The sequence below is a fragment of the Haloferax sp. S1W genome (assembly GCF_044593955.1).
GTDB lineage: Archaea > Halobacteriota > Halobacteria > Halobacteriales > Haloferacaceae > Haloferax.
This window is the reverse complement of record NZ_CP172599.1, coordinates 46,547-69,131: the sequence shown is the minus strand read 5'-3', so window position 1 is coordinate 69,131 and position 22,585 is coordinate 46,547. Positions and strand designations below refer to the sequence as shown.

Genomic DNA, 22,585 nt, shown 5'->3' with positions numbered 1-22,585 from the left:
GGGACTCTAGTTATAAACGTGTGCCTGTGCCAACGAATAATTCCGATTCATTACCGTCCTGATCATTCCCGTGCATATGCAGGACCCCGACTGGGCAAAGGTACTCGAAGTCTTCTACGAACGTAATCCTTCGTTTGAGTACACTGAAAGTCCATCTGAGATACACTCATTTCTGGGCCATGACGGTCGCTTAGAGGGTATCGACCTGACCAGTGAGATTCAAATGCTGAAGAAGATTGGTGCACTTGAGGTCAAAGAAACGACAGTTGATTTGGCCGGTGATGGAGAACGAGATGAAACTATGCACTACATCACTCTCACCTCCAGAGGGTTTGATGTGGCTCACGAGCGGAGCCTACGGAAAGAACAGCGAGAATTCGAGGAAGAACAAACCAACAGGCAAAACGAACTCAATAGTGCTGTCGGTCTTCTCACAATGGGCCTTCTAGTCGTCGCAGGAGCTCAACTTCTTGTACAGAGTATCGGAGTTGCGTCTCTATCAACATCGGTTGCTTTGGCCGTAGGTGTGGCAGGACTACTCGTTGTTGGCTCCCTTGCCTTCAAGATTTACAACAGTGGGCTTTTGGAACCCTACGAAACCGTTGGTCAAGCGTAGTTAGACCAACCACAGATTACCGAGGGACGGTGAAAGAGAGAGCGTCTAGTTCTGTAAATACACCACCGAGCAATCGTTCGGCAAGATAGTTTGTGAGGTTGATAGCCGACCATACTGCGTCTACATAATCGCCGAACGAGTCGATGGTAATCGTAGTACTTCGAGCCATCATGGAGTGCGCAAGCTCATTTCGTGCCGAGCGAAGGTCATCTTCCAGTACCGCTAAATCAACCTCGTCTGGAACCAAATCATATGCTGATATCCAGTTGAGGACATCACTTAGTCGCGTATCGCCCATATCTGGGTCAGCATCAACCTCTAACTCTTTGATAGTATAGGCACCAACCTCCTCGACCATCGACGCTGCAGTCATCACTGCGACGAACAACGGAGGGTGGGACAGATAACTAAACGCCCTCCCATCGTACTGGGACAGATAGTGTGAGTCTTCGCTCAATAGGTGAGCAGCGATTCGATCAGCCTGCCAAAGACTCTCAACCGTCCACTGTACCCACATCGATGCTTGGAGATAGTATTCAACCCGTCTGCGTAGGTCTCGTGAGTGACGAAGCCATTGGCGGGCGAGTATCTCATAAGGATCCTCAGTCCCAAATTCCGTTTGTTGTCGACACAGGTCAATCTCGTGTTCGAATTGGTCCAACTTTGAGTCCGAGTCGGAGATCAGAGATGCCATCTTACCCACTCCCCAACTAACTCGGACTGGGAGCCCGTCGAAAACGTATCCTGTCGACGAGCTGCGTCTCTCAAGATCGGTTTGGAAGATATTCCTCGCAGACTGGTACAGAAAGTAGCAGTACTGGAAACGGTCTAAACACAATTCAATGATAGCGGCGTGCCAGCCGTTACGGGGCAGGACAGGTCGTATTTTCTCTGAAGTGACCTCTGACTGTTCCTGGACGGACTCCAGAACGGCAAGACGAGCAGCACTGAGGTCGCCGAACGATCGCATTCGTTCAGAAACTGCTCAGGTCACTCTGTTTTCGATCATCACCATCGTCCACGAAGACGTTCGGGCTGAAGTCGAGATCCAGCACGTCCTTCGTCCGTCCAACAGCGAGGTCTCGTGCGAGTTCCCAATCCTCGTGGTCGTGGGGAAGCACCTGAAGCAATGACTTGAGGGTTGCCTTAAATGTCGAGTCCGAGTCGAAGTTTCGCTCACGAAGCCAGTCACAACAGGCGCTCTCACCTTGTACATCGTAGACGTGCATCGCTGCGTGGACCTTGTCTAATGCAAGACCAAACGAGAGGTCGTCCGGGTTAACTGGCACCCGACTAGACCGGTTCTCTGGCTTCTCGTTGATGTTTTGCACTCGACCTGAATGTCCGCGGAGACTAATATCGCCACGACTCTTTCGCCATGTCTTCGTGCTGCGTTTGATGTTGTCGATATCGACCCCTATACCGAGGCCGAGTTGGTGACCCTCATCGTATGAGAATGTTTGAGACTCGTGAACCAACCAGCTGAGGAGGTACCACTCTGTCACATCATCTAAGTCGTCAATACCTTCGACGTCTAGATACTCGTCGACAAGAACTTGTGTAACAGCCTCTCTCGCTTCCTCAAGAGCGCGTCGAGGTTTGACTTTATTATCTTCGTCATCTACAACCGGGTATGCATCTGCGAAGACTCGAAGTGTGGGTCCGAAGGCGCTAATTATCACGTCAGTCTTCGTCAGACTCATTCCGGAGTCAATGAGATCACGTGCAGCTTCTTTCGCGGCAGTTCGTGTGTCTGTTTTGACATCAGTCCAAAGAGTAGGGGTTCTGCCCTCCGCACTTCGCTCTTCGTGAGGCTTTCGCCCAGTTAGCAGGAGAGTGCTATCAGCTGATGCACTTTTTTGCATACCTGCCCGTTGAGGCATCTCACTGGTGATTGGGTGAGTTGAGGTGATTGTGAACCCTGAATTGATGAGAGACATAGTCAGTGTATCCCACGCATCAGTCTCTTTGTGGGTAAACATCACCGTCATTACTCCACCGGGCTCTAATACCCGATACATCTCCGAGAAGATTTGACTCATCTTGTTCTCATAAAAGTCATCAGCCAACGCTCTCTTCGAACTGGACTCGCTGGCTACCGAGTCAAACCGATCCGGATTTGCAACCGCTTCTTCAGATTTGTCAGTTAAATCTGACGAGAATAGATCCGGGAAAATATCATTCAGATACTCTCGGAGCCATACGTAGAAGATGTCCGAGAGCTCAGCGTACATTATACTACTGTAATACGGTGGATCATTCACTATCGCTTGTATTTCATTGTCATCATAGGGAAGGTTAGCAGCGTCCGTGCTATTCACGTCCGCTGGTTTTGCATCCTCAGGAAGATAGGATGCAACCTCTTTGTAGGAGTCCAATATCTTATCCAAGTGAGATAAGAAATCTACCCCCCCAATAGAGATATTATTCTCGACGAAGACACGCTTGAAAGCGTAGTTTTTCCCTTTCAGTAATGGATTCGGGTATCCCTTCCCATGGTGCCATGAAGAAAGTCGACAATTATAGTTTATCGTCTGGCTGGCTGCAAACGACAGAAGTGTTAACACTGCTTTACCGGTTTGCTCATCATGCTTCTGTAGAATTTCGGCCTTACATTCTATGAAAGCCGACAGGTATTCGTAGTGTGAAACAAGCTGACGGGGGGAAAACAGGTCCCGCCACTCAGTTATCCCATAGTTCAGGGGCTCTGTAGTCTTGTTACCTTTCGGTATTGGGGTTTGGAGGAGAGTTGATAATTTGAAATCAGAGCTAATCTGTTTTTCTGCACTCTCCATTGCTTCCACGTCGGCCTCAGTGGGTGACCTAAACCCATGGCCACCTTCACTTTTGAGATACCGAACACAATACGGGCGGTATTCGAATTCACCTTTTTTCAACCGTGCGCGAACTTCGTCATCCTCTGTGACGACTCCGCAGTTCAAACATTCAGCATCGCCACCTCTAGAAACTGGGCCATCCCCGGGAGAGAAGCCTTCTAAGTCATGGTCACTGGGGTCAACAATAACAGTATAATCAATCCCACCATCAGGTTTGATTTCTGGACGAACTACTACTCTGATACCATCACTCCGTGTTCGAATCCACCATTTAGGAATGAGAGGGATCTCTGTCCCACAAGAATTGCATTGTATGTGATAAGTACAGACGTAGTTATCTGGTGTTCTCCTTTCTCTCTGGCTAGGGAAGTATTTCTGAACATTCGGTGCTGCTCGTTCATTGATTTTCTCTCCCCATTTCCGGACAGTTTGTTGGATATCGCCCACCTCTGGTGCGTACTCCAACATAACCTTGAGTATTAACGACGGAATCGGGTTTAATTCGTTTGCGTGGGTTGGAAGTCCGTATCGAAGAGACTCGTAAGGAATCACCCCGCCACCTGCTGTTGGGTCCAAAACAGACGGCAAGCTACCGTCCCAATTTTCTAACAGGACATCATGCATATCGGATCGCTCTCGGTCAGTCGGTGAGAGAGTAAACGGACGCGGATACCCGTAATGACTTTCTAAGTTTCCGCTACGCTCGTCCTCAGTGGCTTTCTTTCGTTCTACGAACTCGCTAAGGGACTCGTCAATCTCCCGGTTTGGACCAATTTGCATCCAACGAAGCAGCTTATCTGAGTCTGTGTCTTGTGGGAGTATTGAGGCTAGAATCGCTAGTCGAGATACGGGAGTAGGCCGTCTTGCAAACCAAGGGTGGAGATATCTATGGGGCGGGAGATACTGCGGATTTGCTTCACGTAGATTCTCAATCCCAACAGCTTTCAGTGGTAGATTCCCCTCGATTGCTAGCGGCTTTAACGATGAACGTTCGTCTGCGTCGTGAATTGGGTTCTCAGTCATAGTGTTAGATATGGTCTGTCAGCAACGTTCGCAGCGCTTTCTCGCCGTTCGGTGAGGACGGGGATCGACACTTTGCGTGCCAGTAGTAGCACTCTTCATCACTCATTCGCACAATTCCACGGCAGAACGCCCGCATCCGGTCGACACGCTGGATTGGCTTCACACCGAGGAAGCCTAGAGCGAGCCGGACGCCGACGGTTTCAGGAAGGAACACTTCGGCATCGCCGGTAGTCGTGATAACCGACTCGTCGAGGTCTGCTCCCCGGAGCGTCTCGCGTACCAGTGGAAGAGTAGCTCGAAGACGACTCCCAGACAAGCGAGTGACCTTCACGGCCGTCCAATCCTCCCACTCCCACCGGTCGACGTCGGGGTCTGCGGACTCTGCGAACACCGTATCAAACGGTTTGGTTACGAGCCCACGGTTCGGGTTTCCACGCTGGAGGCGGTCACGACGGGCTTCGGCTTGGTCCTCGGGGAGCAGTTCGTAGAGCGTCAATGAGGCGCCACCGGCGTCGTCGCGACGGGCGAGTGTGAACGTCGGTCGACCACCGTAAACACTGCTTCCGAAGTGACCACTTGCAAGGGAGTCACTCTCGGCTGCAGGTGGTGTCGCCGAGTCGACGTTGGGTGTTGGATGCGAGGTCATGGTTGAAGCTCTGCGGGGACTTCGACCGGCCCTCGGCCTTGAACCTTCACGTCGATACTGGTCTGTCCGAGTTCTTCTCGGAGTTCAGCGAGGACGTCGTCTTCGGCGTTCGTAATCGGCTCCGGCTGGTCCAGATCCACGCGGAACTTGAGCTCGACCCGCGATGCGCCGCCGAACGGATCCGGCTGGTTCGTCACCCGGGAGAACTCGTCGATGCCGCCGGTGAACTGCGCCTGGTACGTCGCACCACCCGAGGATTCCGTCTCGTACCGCATTCGTACAGAGACGTTCTCTGCTCGGTCCTTGAACGCTTGTCGTTGGGCGATGAACGATCCCTTCGACAGTTGGTCCTCGCCACCGATTTCGATTGTGACACGGTCGATGCCGGGATCGCCACCCGATGTGGCTTGACCGAGTGCGTGAGTTCGTACCTCGTTGAATGCACGCGATGCGGTCATCAGACTTGTCGATCGGTCCCAGTCTTTTGGTCGAGCACACTCTGAACAAAGTCCACGCGGGTTCAGTTCGCTCTGACTCGCGACAATCTTCCCACAATTGGCGCACTCGTACTCTATGTCGCCCTCGTGTTCAGAGCAGAAGTCTCCCTCCTGATCGACTTCAACGTCACAGCCGTCTTTTGCACACAGAATTTCGTCTGTCTCAGGTGGACGGATGGTGTCGTGATGGACATCGAGAAGGGCGTTGATGTCAGTGTAGAGAACGTATTCGTCGCCGACCTTCACGTCGGAGTCCCGAATACTGGTCCGGACATCGGGAGAGTCAGATAGTGGATTCGCCTTCCGCCAGTTCTCCGGGCGGTCGTCCTTGTCGCCGTCCCAGTAGGCGAGTCCCTGTTCTCCAGCCGTGCTGTCCCAGTAGGTGTAGCCGGCGTCGTCGACCATTTTGGCCACCGTCTTCCGTAGTGGCTTCGTATTGAGGAGGTACGGGAGCCCCGGCTTCTTCGCGAACTGCGTGACCAACTGCTCCGTAGTCATGCTGTCCTGCGTCTGCTGCCAGAGCTTCTGCTTGAAGAACGCGACACCCTTTGGGCCAGTGTCGGCACGAATCAACCGGTCCTCAAGAGTCTCTTCGACGGCGTTGACGAGCGTCGTCCCACCGTTCGCTTCGGTGGCGTTAATCGCCAAGTGGGTCAGTCCGTCGCGGTCAACGTAGTACAGATGGCGATAGACGCCACGTACGAGTTCGCCCAAGAGTCCGTGAGTCTGATCACGGCGCTCGCGAAGTTCCTCGATCTGTTCGTTGGAAAGGTCGGCCGTCTGCTGCGAGTCATCGAGCAGAGCCTCGATTGCCTCGAGCTGGCGTGCCTCGTCGATGGCACTCTGGATGCGTTCTTTGTCGGGGGCGAGGAAGAGCACATAGTTCTTGTAAACTCGGCTCTGGGTCTCGCCGCCGTGCTTTGAGGCAGACTTCTGGTACAGCGTCTGAATCTTCTCAGGAACCTCACTCCCGCCGTCCGAGACGGGCGCGGTATCCATGTGCATCACTGCAAGCTGTGGCTTGGAAACCTTATCCGGGAGATCCGCTGGCGACTCGGGGAAGACGACCGTTTTGAAGCCACCTGTCCCGATCTCGGAGTTCTCAAGCCGTGATTCGAATCGGTTGCGTGCCTGCGCGTCGGGCGTGTTGTCCACACGCTGGTCGATAATCCGGATGAGGTTTGGATCGGACTTGAACCGAACACGCTCCTCGTCGTAGAGGTAGTAGCACGCGACGTTCATGTCTCCGCCTGCGAGGGCTTCCAATGCCGAGTCGTAGTTGTCGAAGCGGACTTCTGGGTGTCCGAGGGCAGCGTTCATCTCCGCCCGCGTGAGCCCGGTAGCCTGTTCCCCGTAGGCGAGGCTGTGCCAGAGCACAGTCGTCGTAAGGTGGCTGGCCAGTGGCGGAATGCCCTTCTCGGTCCATTTGCGGTCTTCGAGTTGCGCGTGCGCGGTGTCATCCTCGCTGTAGATGTCAGCCGAGACAGCCGCACTGAGGTCGACGAATTCGAAGAGTGTCTCGTGGAGTGTTGAATCGATACTCCCGTCAGGTGCGTTGTCTGCCGGGGTAAGGTCGTAGAGCCGAATCCAGTGTCGGTCGTAGTGAGTGGGTTGGTGATTCCAGAGATAGTAGACGGCGCGAGCGAGAAGCTTCAGTGCGCCACGGGTTCGCTGGAACTTGGGGATTGTGTCGATCTTCTCAGTGAGCGTATCGATAATCGTCGGGTGGAAGGGATATTCTCGCTCCAACCGGTCAACGAAGCTCGCATCGGTCGCCTCTTGGGGGAACTGCCGGTCGCTATCAGCGTACAGCTGGAAATACGACTCTGAGACCGCTGCCGCCTGCTCGTGGTCGATGTCTTCGAACAGACGGTGCTGAAGAACCTGGCCGACCTCGTTTTCGGACGTCGGAGTGACCGTCTTGTGTTGCCGACGACCAATTTGATTGAGTTCGTCGATAAGCGTCCGGACTTCCTCTGCTTCCTCTTCGAAGGCGGTGTCTGCGATACTGTAGACTACTGTGACGTTGTCGAGTTCAGACGCAGTCTCGAGAAGAGAGAGGATGAAACTGAGTGTCTGGCTGGCAAGCGTCGCGGTCCCGACTTCGACGGCAGATGCAGTCTCGAGATAAGCGGCAATCTCGTCGACGAGGATGAGGGCAGGGTCATCACCGAGGTCAAAGAGACCTTTGAGCGTGTTCCCACCAGGGGCGTTGCGTTCCTGGTCGTACTCCTTGAGGTACTCGTATCCTTCGAGTCCATACTGCTGGTAGGCGATTTCGCCCCACATCGTTCGGGTGTTCGGAGCGTTCGGGTCGCTGCGGTCGCTCCGAGCGTTCCGGGCGTCGACGTGGCCGCCGACGAATACTGCAGTGTCGACCGACAGGCCATCCTGTACAGCATCGAGATACGCATCGCCTACGTCACTCGCAGTATTCACGAGATGACGGTTGAGGTCTTCAATATCGGTCGGGCTTGTCGCCAGGTGGTAGGAAGCGATAAGATCGTGCGTCTTCCCGCCACCGAAGCGGGTGTCTAAACAGAGAATGCTGCTCGAGTAGCCCCCATCGTCGTATCCGCCACCAGCAAGGAATCGACCAGAGAGGTTGGTCAATAGTGTTCGCAGCCCATCAGTGGGATACGTCATGTCGAAGAACTGCGTTGCATCCCGGTAGACCGGTGCAGCGTCATCGGTCGAGTGGGCGACTGTCGCGAGACTGGCTGCAAATTGATCCTCTTGGAGCGTTCCATCGAGGACGTCGTCTCGTGGAGTGCACGCTTCGAATAAGTCTGGATAGTCGCTACTACTCATTGGAAGCGTCCTCATCAGCAGGTTTAGACACGATTACGAACTCTCCGTGCGAGCTATTGTCGATAATCGCGTGAGCGATGTCCTTGGACTCAGCGACGTCAACCTTGATAGGGTCCCCGACGTCAGCGATGAATTTGTTGAGCTCAGGCCCAGACAAATTCACCCGACCAGATTGGCCGGTGTTTTGTCCGATTGTTTTCTGAGTCATCTGAATATTTACATCACCATACCGGAATATTATAACCTTTACTTAGACTAACGCCGATTCGCTTGTCTAAGACGTCAGAGACAACGAGTTAGTTCAGCTATCGTGCTATTGTCTATACGATAGACTTTTACAGAAATAAGTTCAGCAAATTGGTATGGATAATGAATTGACGGAAAACCACGACCCAATTAAGCACACCACGTTGCGTAAACTAATGAAAGAAAATTCTCCAGATGGTCTAAATGTGGAAGGTGATTTAGAACATGTCATGAAAGGGCATTTAGAAAATGCCTTTCAAGAGATTTGGAAGGTTTCTATTGAGAAAACCAAACAACGAGATGGCCACAAGATCAGAGAGGAAGACCTACGAGCAGCCCTGAATGAGATTTTCAATCCGTACACGACGATGGAAGAAGTGGTCACCATGATGGATGAGTACCATATGGAGCTTAACAAGAAGGCAAACGAATTCCCTCTCATTAACATGGAGACTTCTGAGGATGAGTAAGGAGGCAAATAGACTGTTTTTCAGGGATTCATACGATATCTGGGAAAAGAAATCTCGGGTCTTAAAAAATGACATAATAGATGACCCGCAGTCAATTGTATCCCCCGCAATACAGCAAGCTGAACTATCATCTGACATTTTGTCTGAAAGCAAAAGTGACATCTTTTCTGCACTAAAGTCTAATTTAACCAGTCAGCAGTATTCTAGCTTTCTCGACAATCTCTTTGATGCCTACGGCAAGAAGGGTGATAAAGTAAACCTACAGTTCTTTGAAGCCAGTAATATCTCCTATCAATCATTAGTACATACCCTTGATTCTGAGTCACTCGTTGACGTTATCACCGATGGAGGTGATGTGGAACATCCTTCTCTCCTCAAGAAGATATCGGATTTCGATATTCGTGAAAATCAAATCGTCGATATTGAATTCGAGATGCAGGGCTCAAACACGATTATTGATTTCGATGATGAAGGAACTATCAGAGATGGATCTGGCAAAAATTTACACATCGATGAAATCAATCAGGAGGAGCATGGCTTGGAGGGACTCACCCAGTATAGAGAGCCCAACAAATACGCTGTTGAGGCCAGAGTGTATACAAAAAACGATATAATTGCTATTTCGAACTCACGTTGTAAGGGTTCTGTACAAAAGCAACTATTTAGAGCTATTAGAGATTGGTCTGGTGGGGAAAAGAGACCTAGCGGTTTCGAACTTCGAGAAAATGAACTTCTGCTGATCCAACACCTTTTGAATGGAGAGAACTGTGGCCTTGACTATGGGGGGTTCCAGGATCAGCATATTTCATCTGCAAAGTACCGAGGCACAAGGAAAAACACGTTGACTAATTCGCCTGTATTAACACCCGCCAGCGAACAGGGAGAAATCACCCAAATCCGATTTTACCATACACACGACGATGGGTCTGGTAAACCTCGGCCGGTTCAAATCCGATTACATGATGACGGGCACTTCTCAACGAGTGTTGTCGCTCTACCTAAATTAGCAGATGAAGTAAACGGGTGTTGTCAATCGGTTCTAGACTACCGTGAATATCTCCGGACAATTGACGACATCATTAACGATTACATCGTAGCAAAAGATAGAGACTCACTTCAATTTGCAGAAGGTGCCTACCGACGACGTAAGCGAAATGCATTCAATGACCTTGTTGAACAACTCTTTGATAGCAATTCGTTCGACGACACAGAAGTAACTGTGTACGCTTCGGTGATTGCCACGATTGCAATTTGGTTCTTGGAGATTGATTTAGAGAGTGGTCAATATCCAAATGTGTCAACTGCCGGGCAACATCCGGAAAGAGAAGAAGAAATCAAAGAGTTACTCAAAGATTATTCAGACTATCACCTGAATTCGACTAGACCCAACTATGAAGCGATTTGGAACCACCTCGCGGAGATGATTCAGGAAAATAACAAGGGTTCTCCCATAGATATACTCAACACTGCGATTGAAAACTATGATCTCTGAAAACGGGGCATACTTTCTCAGCAGGTGTTTTGCCGATGTGTCGTCAAGTGGTGAGATTTCACAGTATCCGTTCAGCAAGAGCGACATTACAGACAATCTTGATGAAGCAAATATTACACAAGGCGATCTCCTTCGTGGTTGGAAACGATTCTTCAATGAGGTGTCTAGGGAGACCCACAAAGAAGGCGTTTCTATTGGTGACCAGAAGACAGTATATTATCTTGATACTGATGTGATTATTGAAGAGTGGAGAGAGGAAATAGAAAGCCAGACTAGCTATGCCGCTTCGGTAATTGAGGATTCAACTGGTGGTTGGTCATTAATTGTCAAGTCTGAATTCCACGGGGAGCTTAATTTTAGAATTATTGAATCTAATGTGCCTAGTTACGAGATAGACCCCTTAAAGAAGAAATTTGCAGTCTGGTTTGTAGAACCAAATGATCTCAACCAAGATGAAAATGTGTTCAAATGGCTTGATCTCTTGGATGGTGAATTTTGGGATGACTTTGAAGAGAGGCTAGACAAGAACCGGAAACCACGCTCAGCGGACCTATTCCCTCGAGAGACAACCGGTGCTGAGGACAATTTTGAGGGGGTAATGAAACGATTGAGACAAGAACTCGATAGGGGTGATCTTGATTTGATTGAAGACCCACGTGATGACGAGCACCACCTTGGGCAATATTTTGAAGGCCCGGTTAGATGTGGCTCAAAGGTTGATGAGCAATCTTATCTTTTGGTATGCGAATGTGACCAGAGCAACGACATCCACCTACATTTTGCAAAGAATAATAAACCAGCTAAAATATCCGAATCGGATGCAGCGGATACAGTTAGAGAAAATATCCAAGATAAATTATATAAATATAACCAGCTCAAATCGAAGAAGGAGGACATTCCAGCCGTATTAAAATGGGGTGGTGGAGCAATTGCCGCACTAACCGCAGTGCAAATTGCTCCTTTACTGTCTCTGGTCGGATTAGATCCATCATCTCAAAATATTCAAAATATTCTAAAATTGCTTCCCTTCATAACGTTTCTTGTCGGTCTATCGTTGGTTGGATATTTGTTGATGCCCTACCTGCAGTTCCAAAGATTTGAGTGGGAAAGTGATGGCTTTTGGAAAAAATCAGACCTACTCTGGTTAGCTGCAGTTATAATTGCCGTGGCGGGATTTGCGTATATTCTATTATCCATCTAGAACAGTTGGGAACTTGTTTATTTGACGGGGCCTGTTCAGAGGAACCTATTTGAAAATGCCTTTGACCCGAGCCCTTTTTCTACAGCCTAGTTTGAAGCGAACCTTTCGTTCAAAATTTTCAATCTCTTATCGAACAGTGCATCTCCGAATTTGATTTCAGGAACGGAACGCAGTCTCCAATCTGTTGTACATCCTCCTTCGCCGAGCTTTCCGCTCTTGCTCCCTCGACAGATAATTCCGTAGCACGACCTCCGTCGACGAACTCCCCTGGTCTTCAGCAACTCCTTCCAATCCCTCCAGAACCTCTCCCACTGCCTCCTGATATGCCGAGTACCAGAACCGCCGTCCCATCTTCGGGGTGGGCGTATCCCCATCGACAACCACGCCAGCAGTGTCAGCAAGCTGTTTAAACCGACGACGTATCGTACTAACTGACACGTGTCCCGTTGACGACGACCGAGAGGGAAACAGATACCCGTTCCAAGTCTCACGGTCAGAAAGCACATCGATCCGATCAGCGACGACGTCAACCCCATACAACAGCGTCACCTCACCAGGGCCATTCTTGCGCTCTCCATCACCGAACGACAGATGCGGGTCCTCAGCATCCAAGACCACTTGGTCGACGTGCAACGCCGCAACCTCGGAAGGCCGCAACCCCCAGCCAGCAAGCGCGACCACGAGTAACTCTGCACCGGGCGAGTCGACCTCGCCGTAGATTCGACGCACCTGAGAGGCCGACAATGCCTGCGGATCGGGCTCACTGGCCTCCCAGCCGAACTCCTCACCAGCCTCCGAGAGTGGATTGTACTCCGCGTACTTTCGGCGCTTCACGAACGCATACCACGCTCTGGCGACGTGCAGATATTCGAGCTTCGAGCGATCGGTCGATAGCTCCTGTTCAAAGACGTCGAGGACAGCCAGACACCGCTCTATCTCTCGCGGTTGCTGGTCTAACTCAGACAGCGGTTCGAGCAACGCATCAGTCCCGTGTAACTCTCGATAGGTCCGTACCCATTTCGCTAACCTCGTCCGGTGGGTCTCGACAGTACTCTTGGCCCTCCCACCACGGGTTTCTATCGACGTGAGGTACGCGTCGAGCGCGTTCACAGTAGCGTCGTGGTCGACGTTCCACTCCCATTCCTCAGACCCCTCGTCTTCGAGGCCGACGACGTCGACGAAGAACTGCTTGGGCGTCAAATCGTGGTGCTCGCGGAGCGCGTACGCAATACCACTGTAGCCGTGTTCGGTGAGCCAGTCGTAGGTCGGAACGTCTCGATCCTCGTCGAACCCATCGCGATATCGTTTCGGTGCGATGTCTTGCCAGTAGACGTCGACGAGTTCGTCGAGATCCATACGCGACCAGTTGTAGCGACGACTGCGCGTCTTTGAGGCCGTGGATTCGTCCTCGGCTTGCTGGCTGATGGACTGCTTTGTCATACCGATTTACTGTCCGAAAGACCGTTTGCCGTATCCCGAAACGATTCTGAGCCAGTGAATTTCATTGGTCTCTGCTGTTTTTCACAGCAAAATAATACTTTGGCTTGTGCTGGAGTGGTCTAATTACTATGCAGCGTCCGCAGACTGAAGTAGAACACTCGAAACCACCTCTCTCATTCTCGAGTAACGAGCACGCAGACACGCGAAATTCACGCGGCACTCCTGTTGAAAGTGTGCTGAACACTCGAAATGACCCCTCCGTGAGATAGCCGTTTGGGTTAGCTGAAAAAGCGGACTAGTTGAAATCCTCACACCTTGACAGGAGCGGTGTGACACATGCAGAGGATGAGTACGGCACGGATAGTTTACTTCTGGATTTATGTCAGACCGTCTGCAAACGGCAGTATGGATTCGTTTTCTGACCCCGACGATTTGCGTGACCGAGCAGAGGTTTCATTCCACGATGAAGTCCGGCAACTTCCTGCAGACAAGTTCGAGTCCGTTGCAGAGGAATTGGACAGCCATGCGGTGGTTGGGATAACCAACGATGATGGGGACATACTGCTAATGAACGACGGCTCACACGGGTGGACACTCGTTGCGTTCCCTGTGGAACACGGAGAAGACTGGATGACTGTTGCTCAACAGAAATCAGAGGCACTTCTCGATGACACTGTTGTCGTTGAGAAAGTTGAGTTTATTCGCCGTGTCGTTTTCCAGTCTGTGGACGATGACTCCCAGCGGACTACGATGTATAACGTGGTATTTCGTGCCTCAGCAGATGATAGCGTAAGTGTCGAGAAAACAGTAGAGAAAGACGACTTGTCGCTGAGATGGTTTGACGGTGTTCCTGACGGTCAAGAGGGAGACGTTGCAGACGACATTCGGTACTTTTTGAGAAACTGAATTACCTGACCGACTAGTGCCCTGTATTCAGCACGGCCGCAGAGACCTCACTGAGTACTGTCAGAAACTGCGTGCAACAGACAGAGAGCTTCTTTCTATCTTGATCTTAAGACTGTCACCTGAGCAGTTTGTTATGACACGAATGGCTGGTCACAACAAAATTGTTCCTAGAGCGATTATCTCCGGTTATCATGACGACAAACAACGACAAAATCCAGTTTAGGGGGGCTGACGAGAAGCGTGCAAGTCAACGCCTCAGTGAGATGCGTCTGGGAGGGATTAACATCAGTGAACTCGCGCGAGAGGGTCTCAAGGAGAAGCTTCGTGAAGTACTCTCGAATGAAGAGCGAGTCGAGTTGCACCAACAGTACCTTGACGGAGAATTGGACGAAGGCGTTGCAAAGATCCTCATTGGAGATCTGCTCGAAGATATCGAGCGTGAACGCGAGGCAGTCGGGAAGGCGGAGACGCTCAGTACCGATGGCGTCTTCCAGAACGAGTAACGAATGGGTCAGACGAGATACGGCACCTTGTTGTTGTGGATACTGACGCAGTGGACGACGCCGGCAAGTTCGTCGACTCATCTGAGACCACTTGTACCGACGCTCTCTCGTCTCGTTCTCTGAAACCTCCTCTTCAACCTCCGAACACTGGGAGTTGGATTGCTGATTCACGCCTGCTCATTGGCGAGTAACCCGCTCGCTGTGTGTTGGGGTAATTCTGAATGTGAGATTTTCATGACTCACTGACTTTCCCATAGTGAGTTAACATTTTGGCTGATGCAGGAGTGGAGTTTACACAACGAAAATTAGTAATATGTAGCCTCTGAGGAGCAAATCAGCAATATACCGTATGACACTATACAGAAATCAGTGAGGGCGGCTGGGCCTGAGTTCCAGAGGATTACAGTAATAAGGATAACAGCTGGTGTCCAAAACTGAGCAATCACCGTTTCCGTAAAACCAACCTGAAATGACCGCTCAGTAGATACTCTTCTCTCGCCCCAAGGCTAGCCATTTCAAAATTGAATCGAAGGAATATAGTATTCTACCAAAGAACTATATTACACAAGCGCAATGATCAAGGCATGAACAACCGACTTCCACCGGACGACTTCGAGGACATCAACGAAGCGGTCGGCGAGGAGTGGGACTCAGAGACCACTCCCTACGAGCGTATTCGTCGCGTTATCGCCCACACATACATCCCAGTCTCAGCTGGTGCTGTTGCCGAGGACGCACGAACATCACCGAAGACAGCACGAAAACACCTGAACACACTCGCTGAAGAGGGCTTCGTCGTCACTACAACCGGTGAGAACGGTGGAACAGTCTATCGTCGGTCCCCAGAGTCACTCGTCGTTGAGCAGGCTGCAGACATTCTCGAGCACGTCTCGACCGATGAACTCGTCACACGAATCGGGGAAATGCGTGACCAACTCAACAACTATCAGGCAAAGTACGGCGTTGATTCTCCCGAAGAGCTGACGATCGAGCAGACAAACCAGACACTCGCTGAACCCGACTCAGAACAGAGTGAGGCCAACACAGAGACGATTCGAGAGTGGCAGACAACGCGTCGGAATCTCGCATTCGCGAACGCCGCACTTTCGATCGCGAACGCTGAACGATTCGTCGACGGTGACCTCTCCTCTACCGATGAAAACATCCCCGCGTAATAGATGGAGAGAGAATTTCAAACAGAAGAAGTCCACTCGTTAAGAGGAGCGATTGACCGGCCAGCGCTCCTCACTATTCGTAGAATCATCGAACGAGAAGAACCGCTTGCGACCCCTGGATTAGACGACTACCTCAATCCCTCTGTTCTCGAAGTTACGCTTGACGATGGTCTCTGTAGAGCTGAAACTGCCCGAATCGACGTCCAGTGGACGACACACGCAGACTACAAATTTCACTACACGGATTCTGAAGGGGTGAATTTCCGCTGGGGTAAGCATCCTCACGATGGTGACTACATCCATGTTCCCGGGGTTGAGCACTACCACCCCCCACCTGAAGCAACCTCAAACCCCGAAGAGGTCGAAGAATCTTGCATAAAGCAGGCTCCCGAAGTGCTCGTCACTCGGGCTGTTCTCAAACTGTGGCGAGTTGCCTATCACGCAGATTCATACGCGCCCCTGAACGCCGCGAGCAACCCTCCCTAGCAAGGGATCATCCACAGAAATACAAAGAGTACGCCCACGGCTTCAGTCGTGTGGAGGATGTCAATGACCAATAGGCTGTCCATTGAGGGAGACTTTTCGACGTACGGAGGCTGGGAGAAGGGAACTCCATTCATTAATCCCCTTTAGGTTGCAGAATATGATACCCAGTACTAATATAAATGCTTCCAGAAAGCACTTATTCGTCTTTGCCGGTGAACGTATGCATTACCTCCCCTGTGACCCCCTCTTTCGAGAACACGGTGAGAAGGTCTCCGGCATGAATCACAGTCTCCCCTCGCGGAGTCAGTACTTCTTCACCACGCTCGATCGCAACTACAAGTACATCATTGCCCAGTAGCCCAGCTGAGTCCGCTTCTTGCAGTGTCTTCTCTGCAACAGGGGAAGTCTCTGTCACGGTGATTTCGAATACTTCAGCACCTCCCGCCAACGACATGAAGTCTTTTACTGATGGCCGCTGGACGGCTCGGACGAGGTACTCTCCGATGAGCCGTTGAGGATTTTCGAGTACGTTCACACCGATCCGTCGGAATATCTCCATGTGTTCCGGATTTTGGACGACACTGACTTTCGACTCGATGTCAAGTTCTTCGGCCAACAACATCACCATAATATTGGTTGCGTCCTGGTCCGTGGTCGTGATGACGGCGTCAGCTTGCTCTGCACCGGCATCGATTAGCGTTTCTTTCATCGTCGCATCGGCGTTCAGCACGAGAGCGTCGTAGTCGCGACTGACCTGCTCGGCGACATCTGAATCAGTTTCGATGACCACGAGTTCGTTTTGCGTCCTCGTGAGAAGATCGAGGACCTGTGAACCTATGTCTCCAGCACCGACGATTATAATGTACATGAGGAAGCGTTAATCTGAGGCCTGCTAAGTTTTACTCTCCGTAGTGGCCATACTTTTGTAGGCAATATAACCAACAAACACACTCGTGTAAGCGACTGCGAGTAGAACTGTGAGTGATGTGCGGCCCAGAATTGTAATTAGGACGATCACGAGAGGTCCCAGGAGGAGGAGTATATCGAATACGGCGTCGTCTGCTCCTGCTGCGAGGAGAGGACCAACAAACGGAATCTTTTCGAGGTGCATTATTCGTAGACCTCCATTGAGACGAAGATGCTTCGGAGGAGGACGAGGACTGGGATGATCTCAAGTCGGCCGATCCACATATTGAATAGGAACATCACTTTCGTAATCGTGGGCATTCCTGGCCCAGTGATCCCCGACGAAAGGCCGACGTTCCCTTGAGCAGAGGCCACCTCGAATAGAACATTTTCTAGCGTGAATCCATCGGGTCCCATAGGGACCGAAAGCATCAGGACAAACGCCCCCAGACCCAAGAAGAGAATCCAGAGGAACGTAATAATCGCGGCTTCTTCGAACTCTTGGGCAGCCTCTTCGGTTGAGAGTGCGCGTCCGTTAAGGCGGAACGTCCGTACCGCACTCGCAGGGTAGAACACTCCACGGATACGGAAGAGAGTGCCTTTGGCAAGCGTAAGGAGTCGAATGAGCTTGATTCCTCCGACAGTTGACCCCGCTGCCGCCCCGACGACCATCCCGAACGTGACTGTCAACTGCGCCTGCGGCGACCATCCTGGACCGAGTGACCCTGCTGTCTGGAACCCGGTACAGGATGCCGCCGAGACGAACTGGAATAAGGCAAACCGGAACGTCTGAAAGAGTGTTGCTGCCTGTCCCTGAAGCACGATGCCAGCAACCACAATCGCCTCTGTTTGGTAGAACCCCTGATCGAACAGCAGGGCTGTCAGAATCAGTGTTCCGAGTCCGAAGAAAATGAACACCCACCGCGTCTGGAGATCCGAGTAGAAGTTTCGGAGGTCTCCCCGCAAGATAAGATAGTGGATCGGAAACGCGATACTCCCCAGGATCATGATCGGGATCAGCGCGAAGTCGATTGCGACGCTGTCGTAGGTCGCAATCGAGTTGTCGGTAATCGAGAATCCGCCGGTGGCGAGTCCGGTCATCGCGTGATTGATGGCGTCCCACATCGGCATCCCTGCGAGCCACAGGACGAGAATCGAGAAGAACGTAAAGAGCAGGAAAATCCACCAGATCGTGCGGACGGTCGAAACGATACTCGGGTGGATTTTCTCGGAGCGAGCTTCGCTCTCGTAAAGCGTGAGTGAACCACTCCCCGGGCGAGCGAGAATCGCCGTCGTGAGGACGATGACACCGACTCCACCGACCCACTCGATGAACGAACGCCACCACTGGAGTGTGTGTGGTAGGACGTCCTCATGAACAGACATCGTGAGGCCTGTCCCAGTGAACCCGCTCATGCTCTCGAAGAAGCCATTGAGCGGGTTCTGAAACGCTGCAAGCGTGCTATAGGCTTCTGTCCCCGTTGTGGTAAATCGAACAGGGACATTGAGAATTCCCGGATCGAGCTGAGCAGTCCATGCAATGAGCAGGAACGGGACAGAGCCGAAGACTGCGACGAAGAACCACCCAGAGGCAGCGATCATCATTCCGTGCAGGCGACCCGGGTCCTCTGCGTCCTGGAAGGTTCGAGAGAGTCCAACTCCAACGAGCAGGGGGAGTACACCTGAAAGAACCATTCCAGGAACGACCCACCACTCTCGCCAGACGAGAGGGATAAGAACCGAAACGAGGATGAGACCTGCTAGCGCCTCGAGCATCCGCCCGAGGTCGCGAGCAATTGTCCCAAGACGATTGGCCATACAGTTTCCGTTTACTGAACGGCACTTTAAACTGATTGGTTTGTCCGTAGAGATAGCTTGTCTGATTACGTAACGCAAAATGCCCTCTTCCGATCAGTACCTTCAATGCGAAGTCCTAGCCTCCAGAATGGGGTATTGAGATGTTTCGCCAGCCCCATACAATTTATATACCAGATTCAGGTATCTCCACGGTAGTTTTTATAATGGTGTGTGGAAAACTCAAAAACACATGGTATCCACGCTGATTCTCGGGGCCATTCTCACGCTGCTTGCGTGGGTCGGACTCCAAGCCGCCGTTATACACGGCAAGTACGTCGTGGATAAAATAGATTCCGGCGAGTACCAGAAAGGCCCGTTCAGCGACGCTATGGACGGTGGTTCCAATGAGTGACGACGAAGGGTTACCGGGCCACAGTAATAACGAGGACCTCGCCCGGGACCTCTCTGTATTCGATATCACGATGATCGGTATCGGTGCCATGATCGGTGCCGGTATCTTCGTCCTCACTGGTCTTGCTGCAGGGCAGGCAGGCCCTGGACTCGTAATGGCATTTGCCTTCAACGGCTTCATCACCATCTTTACAGGGATGGTGTATGCCGAACTGGGGTCAGCAATACCCGAAGCGGGCGGTGGGTATCTCTGGGTTCGTGAAGCGCTCGGCCGGTCACAGGCATTCCTCGCTGGGTGGATGTCCTGGTTCGCCCACGCTGTCGCCGGTTCACTGTACACGCTCGGGTTCGGTGCGTTCGTCCACCTACTGTTGACCGATTACTTCGGTATCGCTCTCTTCGACCCGGTCGATCTATTCTTACTCACGATCGGCCCAGAAAAGATATTTGCAGTGTTCGCTGGTGTACTCTTCGCGTACATTAATTTCCGTGGCGCGAAAGAGACTGGACTCGCTGGCAATATCGTGACCATGGTCAAGGTCACGGTCATCCTCATCCTCATCGCGTTTGGGTTGGGCTACATCTTCGGAAATCCCGCCGAAGCGACCAGTCGATTCCAGCCGTTCCTGCCACGAGACCTCAGTGGTGTGTTTATCGCGATGGGACTGACTTTCATCGCCTTCGAGGGGTACGAGATTATCGTTCAATCGGGCGAAGAGGTCGTTAACCCGAAGAAATCTGTACCGAAAGCAGTCTTCTACTCGATGTCTGTCGTCGTCACGATCTATATGCTCGTGGCGATCGTACTCATCGGTGCAGTCACGGTCACGCCCGACCTCTTCCAACTGGCTCAGGAAGGTGCTGCATCGGGGGCTCACGGAGCGACGAACCTACCTCCGGTCCCGGATACTATCGAGGACGCCGCAGTCTGGGAAATCCTCGGCCACCTCGGAGAACTCGGTCTCGCTCGTGCTGCGGGACAGATTATGCCGTACGGGACGGTCGTCATCCTCGTGGCGGGTATCTTCTCAACGCTATCTGCACTCAACGCGACGACCTACTCGTCGACGCGTGTCTCCTTCGCGATGGGGAGAGACCACGTCCTGCCGGATGCGTTTAGCGCGGTCCATGACGAAAAGCGAACACCGCACATCGCGACTGCACTCTCCGGGGCACTCATTATCTTCATGGCTGTTGCACTTCCGATCGAGGCCGTCGCGGCCGCGACCGACGTGATGTTCCTCCTGCTGTTCCTCCAAGTGAACTACGCCGCTATCGTGATACGCCGGGAGTGGGGAGACCAGATCGATTACGGATACGTGATGCCGTTCTTCCCCTACGTACCCATCATCGGGATTATCACCAAGCTTGCCCTCGCTGTCTACCTGTTCAACTACAGTCCGCTGGCCTGGTACGGGGCGATTGCGTGGATCCTTGTCGGCGTCGGTATCTTCTTCCTCTACTCTCGCGGGCGCGTGCGTGAGACGGAAGCAAAAGAAGAAACGCGCCTCATTACCGAAGAACGCGCAGCTGAAGACCGTGGGTATCAAGTCTTGATTCCGATTGCGAACCCGGAGAACGCTGAACAGCTCATCCGTGCCGGGAGTGCGGTCGCTCGCCACAAGGACGGCGAAGTTCTGCTCACGAGTGTCGCAACGGTTCCTGAACAGACACCACTCTCAGAGGGACGCCGATACGCAAGCGAACAGCGAGAACTGCTTGACGAAGCAATGCAGTACGCTCCGGACGACGTCCCCGTTCATCAGACCGTGACGATCGGCCACGACATCGGGAGAAGCATCAACAACATCGCATATCAGCGCGAGAGCGACCTCGTCCTCGTGGGGTGGCGCGGACAGCGGAAACGAGTCTCCGACTACGTGCTCGGCTCGAACATCGACACCGTCGTCGAGAACGCGGAGTGTGACGTCGCAGTGGTAAAAACCGACGGATCACCTAAACCGGGACGTGTACTGGTTCCGACAGCGGGAGGTGCGAACTCGGAGCTCGCCGACCTCTTTGCAGTCGCATACGCGGCGACCGGTGCTGATGTGACGCTCTTCCACGTCGTAACCGACGGAGATGTCGATACGGCGGAATCGTTCCTAGCTGATAAACAGGAGTCGCTGGCAGAATCGGAGATTGATGTCGACACCGCTGTGCAGGAAGGTAAAGACATTGCAAAGACGATTCTCCAGTATGCGCGTGGTGAAGGCTTCGAATCCGTAATCATCGGCGCAGCAGGCGAGGGAATCCTCCGTCGCGTCCTCTTCGGTGAAGTGCCTGAGACAGTAGGTGAAGAATTCGACGGTGAAGTCGTGATGGTTCGGAAACACCGGCCCGTCCACTCGGCAATTTTCGGATTCCTCAGGAAATGGATCGGGAAAGGGGCAAAAGCAACTAATCTCGGTGAGTCGGTGAGAACATGAACCCACCCACTGATTCGGATGAGTTCGACCCGCCGAATCAATCCCTAGGCGGGCAAATCGCCGGAACGATAGAACAGCTCTGTCTCGTCGGAGCGCGTGTTTCGGTACCGCTTTTCGTTCCTATTGGGGTGCTCTTCTTTGCGTACCTAATTGGTGGGTACGCACTCATGGCACTGGGTGTCTGGACTCCGCCGTACGAGTTTCTCTCTCTCACCGGGGATATCTACTTCGCGTGGCTTGGGTTCCTCTCGGGGTTGGTCATTTGTTTCGGGACCGGCTCGCTCATCGGTCTCGCCTTCCTGACGGAGGGCGAGGGCCGAATCCACAACGAAGTCTCGATTCTGGCCTCGTTCATCGGCTTTGGCTTCGGAGCGGGGGTGATTCGAATGACGTATTCAACAGTGCTCACCACGTTGCTCTGACTCCCAGTCAAGTGTTTTATGCCGCATCCGCCCCGATTTAGCGAGAGGATTCCGAGCAGTGGACGTGACGTCCACTTGCTCATCGCGATCAAGTTGGAGCGTCTTCCCACCCGTGTTTGCGAACTCGTGGTCGATGGCGATACGAGAGAGGATTTCGCGGAAATCCTCTCTCGTGTACTTCCCGCACGGTTTGACGCCGAATTCTAGTTCTGGGAACAGCACCGTCGAAACAGCACGACAGAGTTGTTTCGCCTTTGCTGTCTGGACCATC

20 protein-coding genes are annotated in these 22,585 nt (G+C 52.2%); 11 read left to right on the top strand and 9 right to left on the bottom strand.

The window, feature by feature from the left end; all coding sequences use genetic code 11:
- Positions 1-76 precede the first annotated feature (76 nt).
- Positions 77-616, top strand: coding sequence for a hypothetical protein (locus tag ACH9L7_RS19780; RefSeq protein WP_396613978.1), 540 nt, complete (start codon positions 77-79; stop codon positions 614-616).
- 16 nt (positions 617-632) lie between these two features.
- Here the strand turns inward: ACH9L7_RS19780 and ACH9L7_RS19775 are convergent, their stop codons facing one another.
- The 4 genes from ACH9L7_RS19775 to ACH9L7_RS19760 all read right to left on the bottom strand — a co-directional run bounded on the left by ACH9L7_RS19775 (position 633) and on the right by ACH9L7_RS19760 (position 7,908).
- The gene (locus ACH9L7_RS19775; protein WP_396613977.1) at positions 633-989 is read right to left on the bottom strand and encodes a hypothetical protein; all 357 of its coding nucleotides are present in this window, start codon (positions 987-989) and stop codon (positions 633-635) included.
- A gap of 601 nt (positions 990-1,590) precedes the next feature.
- Positions 1,591-4,476, bottom strand: coding sequence for a DUF1156 domain-containing protein (locus ACH9L7_RS19770; protein WP_396613976.1), 2,886 nt, complete (start codon positions 4,474-4,476; stop codon positions 1,591-1,593).
- Positions 4,477-4,480: 4 nt separating this feature from the next.
- Positions 4,481-5,122, bottom strand: a complete 642-nt coding sequence (locus tag ACH9L7_RS19765) for a hypothetical protein (protein ID WP_396613975.1) — start codon at positions 5,120-5,122, stop codon at positions 4,481-4,483.
- Positions 5,119-7,908: a DUF499 domain-containing protein gene (locus ACH9L7_RS19760; protein WP_396614020.1), complete on the bottom strand. Its 2,790-nt coding sequence runs from the start codon at positions 7,906-7,908 to the stop codon at positions 5,119-5,121. The genes ACH9L7_RS19765 and ACH9L7_RS19760 overlap by 4 nt, the downstream gene beginning before the upstream one ends.
- Positions 7,909-8,792: 884 nt before the next feature.
- Between ACH9L7_RS19760 and ACH9L7_RS19755 the strand changes: the two genes are divergently transcribed.
- Genes ACH9L7_RS19755 through ACH9L7_RS19745 form a run of 3 tightly spaced genes read left to right on the top strand, consistent with a single transcriptional unit; the run spans position 8,793 to position 11,839 of the window.
- Complete coding sequence (locus ACH9L7_RS19755; RefSeq protein WP_396613974.1) at positions 8,793-9,146, top strand: hypothetical protein; 354 nt, start codon at positions 8,793-8,795, stop codon at positions 9,144-9,146.
- Complete coding sequence (locus ACH9L7_RS19750; protein ID WP_396613973.1) at positions 9,139-10,638, top strand: hypothetical protein; 1,500 nt, start codon at positions 9,139-9,141, stop codon at positions 10,636-10,638. The genes ACH9L7_RS19755 and ACH9L7_RS19750 overlap by 8 nt, the downstream gene beginning before the upstream one ends.
- A complete protein-coding gene (locus ACH9L7_RS19745) occupies positions 10,628-11,839 on the top strand; it encodes a hypothetical protein (RefSeq protein WP_396613972.1) in 1,212 nt (403 codons plus the stop codon). The genes ACH9L7_RS19750 and ACH9L7_RS19745 overlap by 11 nt, the downstream gene beginning before the upstream one ends.
- A gap of 156 nt (positions 11,840-11,995) precedes the next feature.
- Here ACH9L7_RS19745 and ACH9L7_RS19740 read toward each other — a convergent pair whose 3' ends face one another.
- The gene (locus ACH9L7_RS19740; protein ID WP_396614019.1) at positions 11,996-13,195 is read right to left on the bottom strand and encodes a tyrosine-type recombinase/integrase; all 1,200 of its coding nucleotides are present in this window, start codon (positions 13,193-13,195) and stop codon (positions 11,996-11,998) included.
- A gap of 489 nt (positions 13,196-13,684) precedes the next feature.
- Here ACH9L7_RS19740 and ACH9L7_RS19735 point away from each other — a divergent pair, with 489 nt between their 5' ends.
- From ACH9L7_RS19735 to ACH9L7_RS19720, 4 genes are all read left to right on the top strand, one after another.
- A complete protein-coding gene (locus ACH9L7_RS19735) occupies positions 13,685-14,185 on the top strand; it encodes a hypothetical protein (protein ID WP_058827497.1) in 501 nt (166 codons plus the stop codon).
- 191 nt (positions 14,186-14,376) lie between these two features.
- The gene (locus ACH9L7_RS19730) at positions 14,377-14,688 is read left to right on the top strand and encodes a hypothetical protein (protein ID WP_058827496.1); all 312 of its coding nucleotides are present in this window, start codon (positions 14,377-14,379) and stop codon (positions 14,686-14,688) included.
- 584 nt (positions 14,689-15,272) lie between these two features.
- Positions 15,273-15,863 (top strand): Rrf2 family transcriptional regulator, encoded by a 591-nt coding sequence (locus ACH9L7_RS19725; protein ID WP_396613971.1) that lies wholly within the window; start codon positions 15,273-15,275, stop codon positions 15,861-15,863.
- 3 nt (positions 15,864-15,866) lie between these two features.
- Positions 15,867-16,349 carry a hypothetical protein gene (locus ACH9L7_RS19720; protein WP_396613970.1) on the top strand — a complete coding sequence of 161 codons (483 nt, stop codon included), beginning with the start codon at positions 15,867-15,869 and terminating at the stop codon, positions 16,347-16,349.
- Between the two features lie 196 nt (positions 16,350-16,545).
- Here the strand turns inward: ACH9L7_RS19720 and ACH9L7_RS19715 are convergent, their stop codons facing one another.
- The 3 genes from ACH9L7_RS19715 to ACH9L7_RS19705 are packed head-to-tail and all read right to left on the bottom strand — an operon-like array spanning position 16,546 to position 19,073.
- Positions 16,546-17,217, bottom strand: coding sequence for a potassium channel family protein (locus ACH9L7_RS19715; RefSeq protein WP_396613969.1), 672 nt, complete (start codon positions 17,215-17,217; stop codon positions 16,546-16,548).
- Positions 17,218-17,241: 24 nt separating this feature from the next.
- Positions 17,242-17,460, bottom strand: a complete 219-nt coding sequence (locus ACH9L7_RS19710; protein ID WP_396613968.1) for a hypothetical protein — start codon at positions 17,458-17,460, stop codon at positions 17,242-17,244.
- Complete coding sequence (locus tag ACH9L7_RS19705) at positions 17,460-19,073, bottom strand: TrkH family potassium uptake protein (protein ID WP_396613967.1); 1,614 nt, start codon at positions 19,071-19,073, stop codon at positions 17,460-17,462. Before ACH9L7_RS19705 ends, ACH9L7_RS19710 begins: the two co-directional genes overlap by 1 nt.
- 229 nt (positions 19,074-19,302) lie before the next feature.
- On the opposite strand from ACH9L7_RS19705, the gene ACH9L7_RS19700 reads away from it, so the two are divergent.
- Genes ACH9L7_RS19700 through ACH9L7_RS19690 form a run of 3 tightly spaced genes read left to right on the top strand, consistent with a single transcriptional unit; the run spans position 19,303 to position 22,314 of the window.
- Positions 19,303-19,464, top strand: a complete 162-nt coding sequence (locus ACH9L7_RS19700) for a hypothetical protein (protein WP_161611444.1) — start codon at positions 19,303-19,305, stop codon at positions 19,462-19,464.
- A complete protein-coding gene (locus ACH9L7_RS19695) occupies positions 19,457-21,892 on the top strand; it encodes an amino acid permease (protein WP_396613966.1) in 2,436 nt (811 codons plus the stop codon). The genes ACH9L7_RS19700 and ACH9L7_RS19695 overlap by 8 nt, the downstream gene beginning before the upstream one ends.
- Complete coding sequence (locus tag ACH9L7_RS19690) at positions 21,889-22,314, top strand: hypothetical protein (protein ID WP_396613965.1); 426 nt, start codon at positions 21,889-21,891, stop codon at positions 22,312-22,314. Before ACH9L7_RS19695 ends, ACH9L7_RS19690 begins: the two co-directional genes overlap by 4 nt.
- Here the strand turns inward: ACH9L7_RS19690 and ACH9L7_RS19685 are convergent.
- Positions 22,288-22,584, bottom strand: a complete 297-nt coding sequence (locus ACH9L7_RS19685) for a transposase (RefSeq protein ID WP_396613964.1) — start codon at positions 22,582-22,584, stop codon at positions 22,288-22,290. The genes ACH9L7_RS19690 and ACH9L7_RS19685 overlap by 27 nt on opposite strands.
- Position 22,585 lies beyond the last annotated feature (1 nt).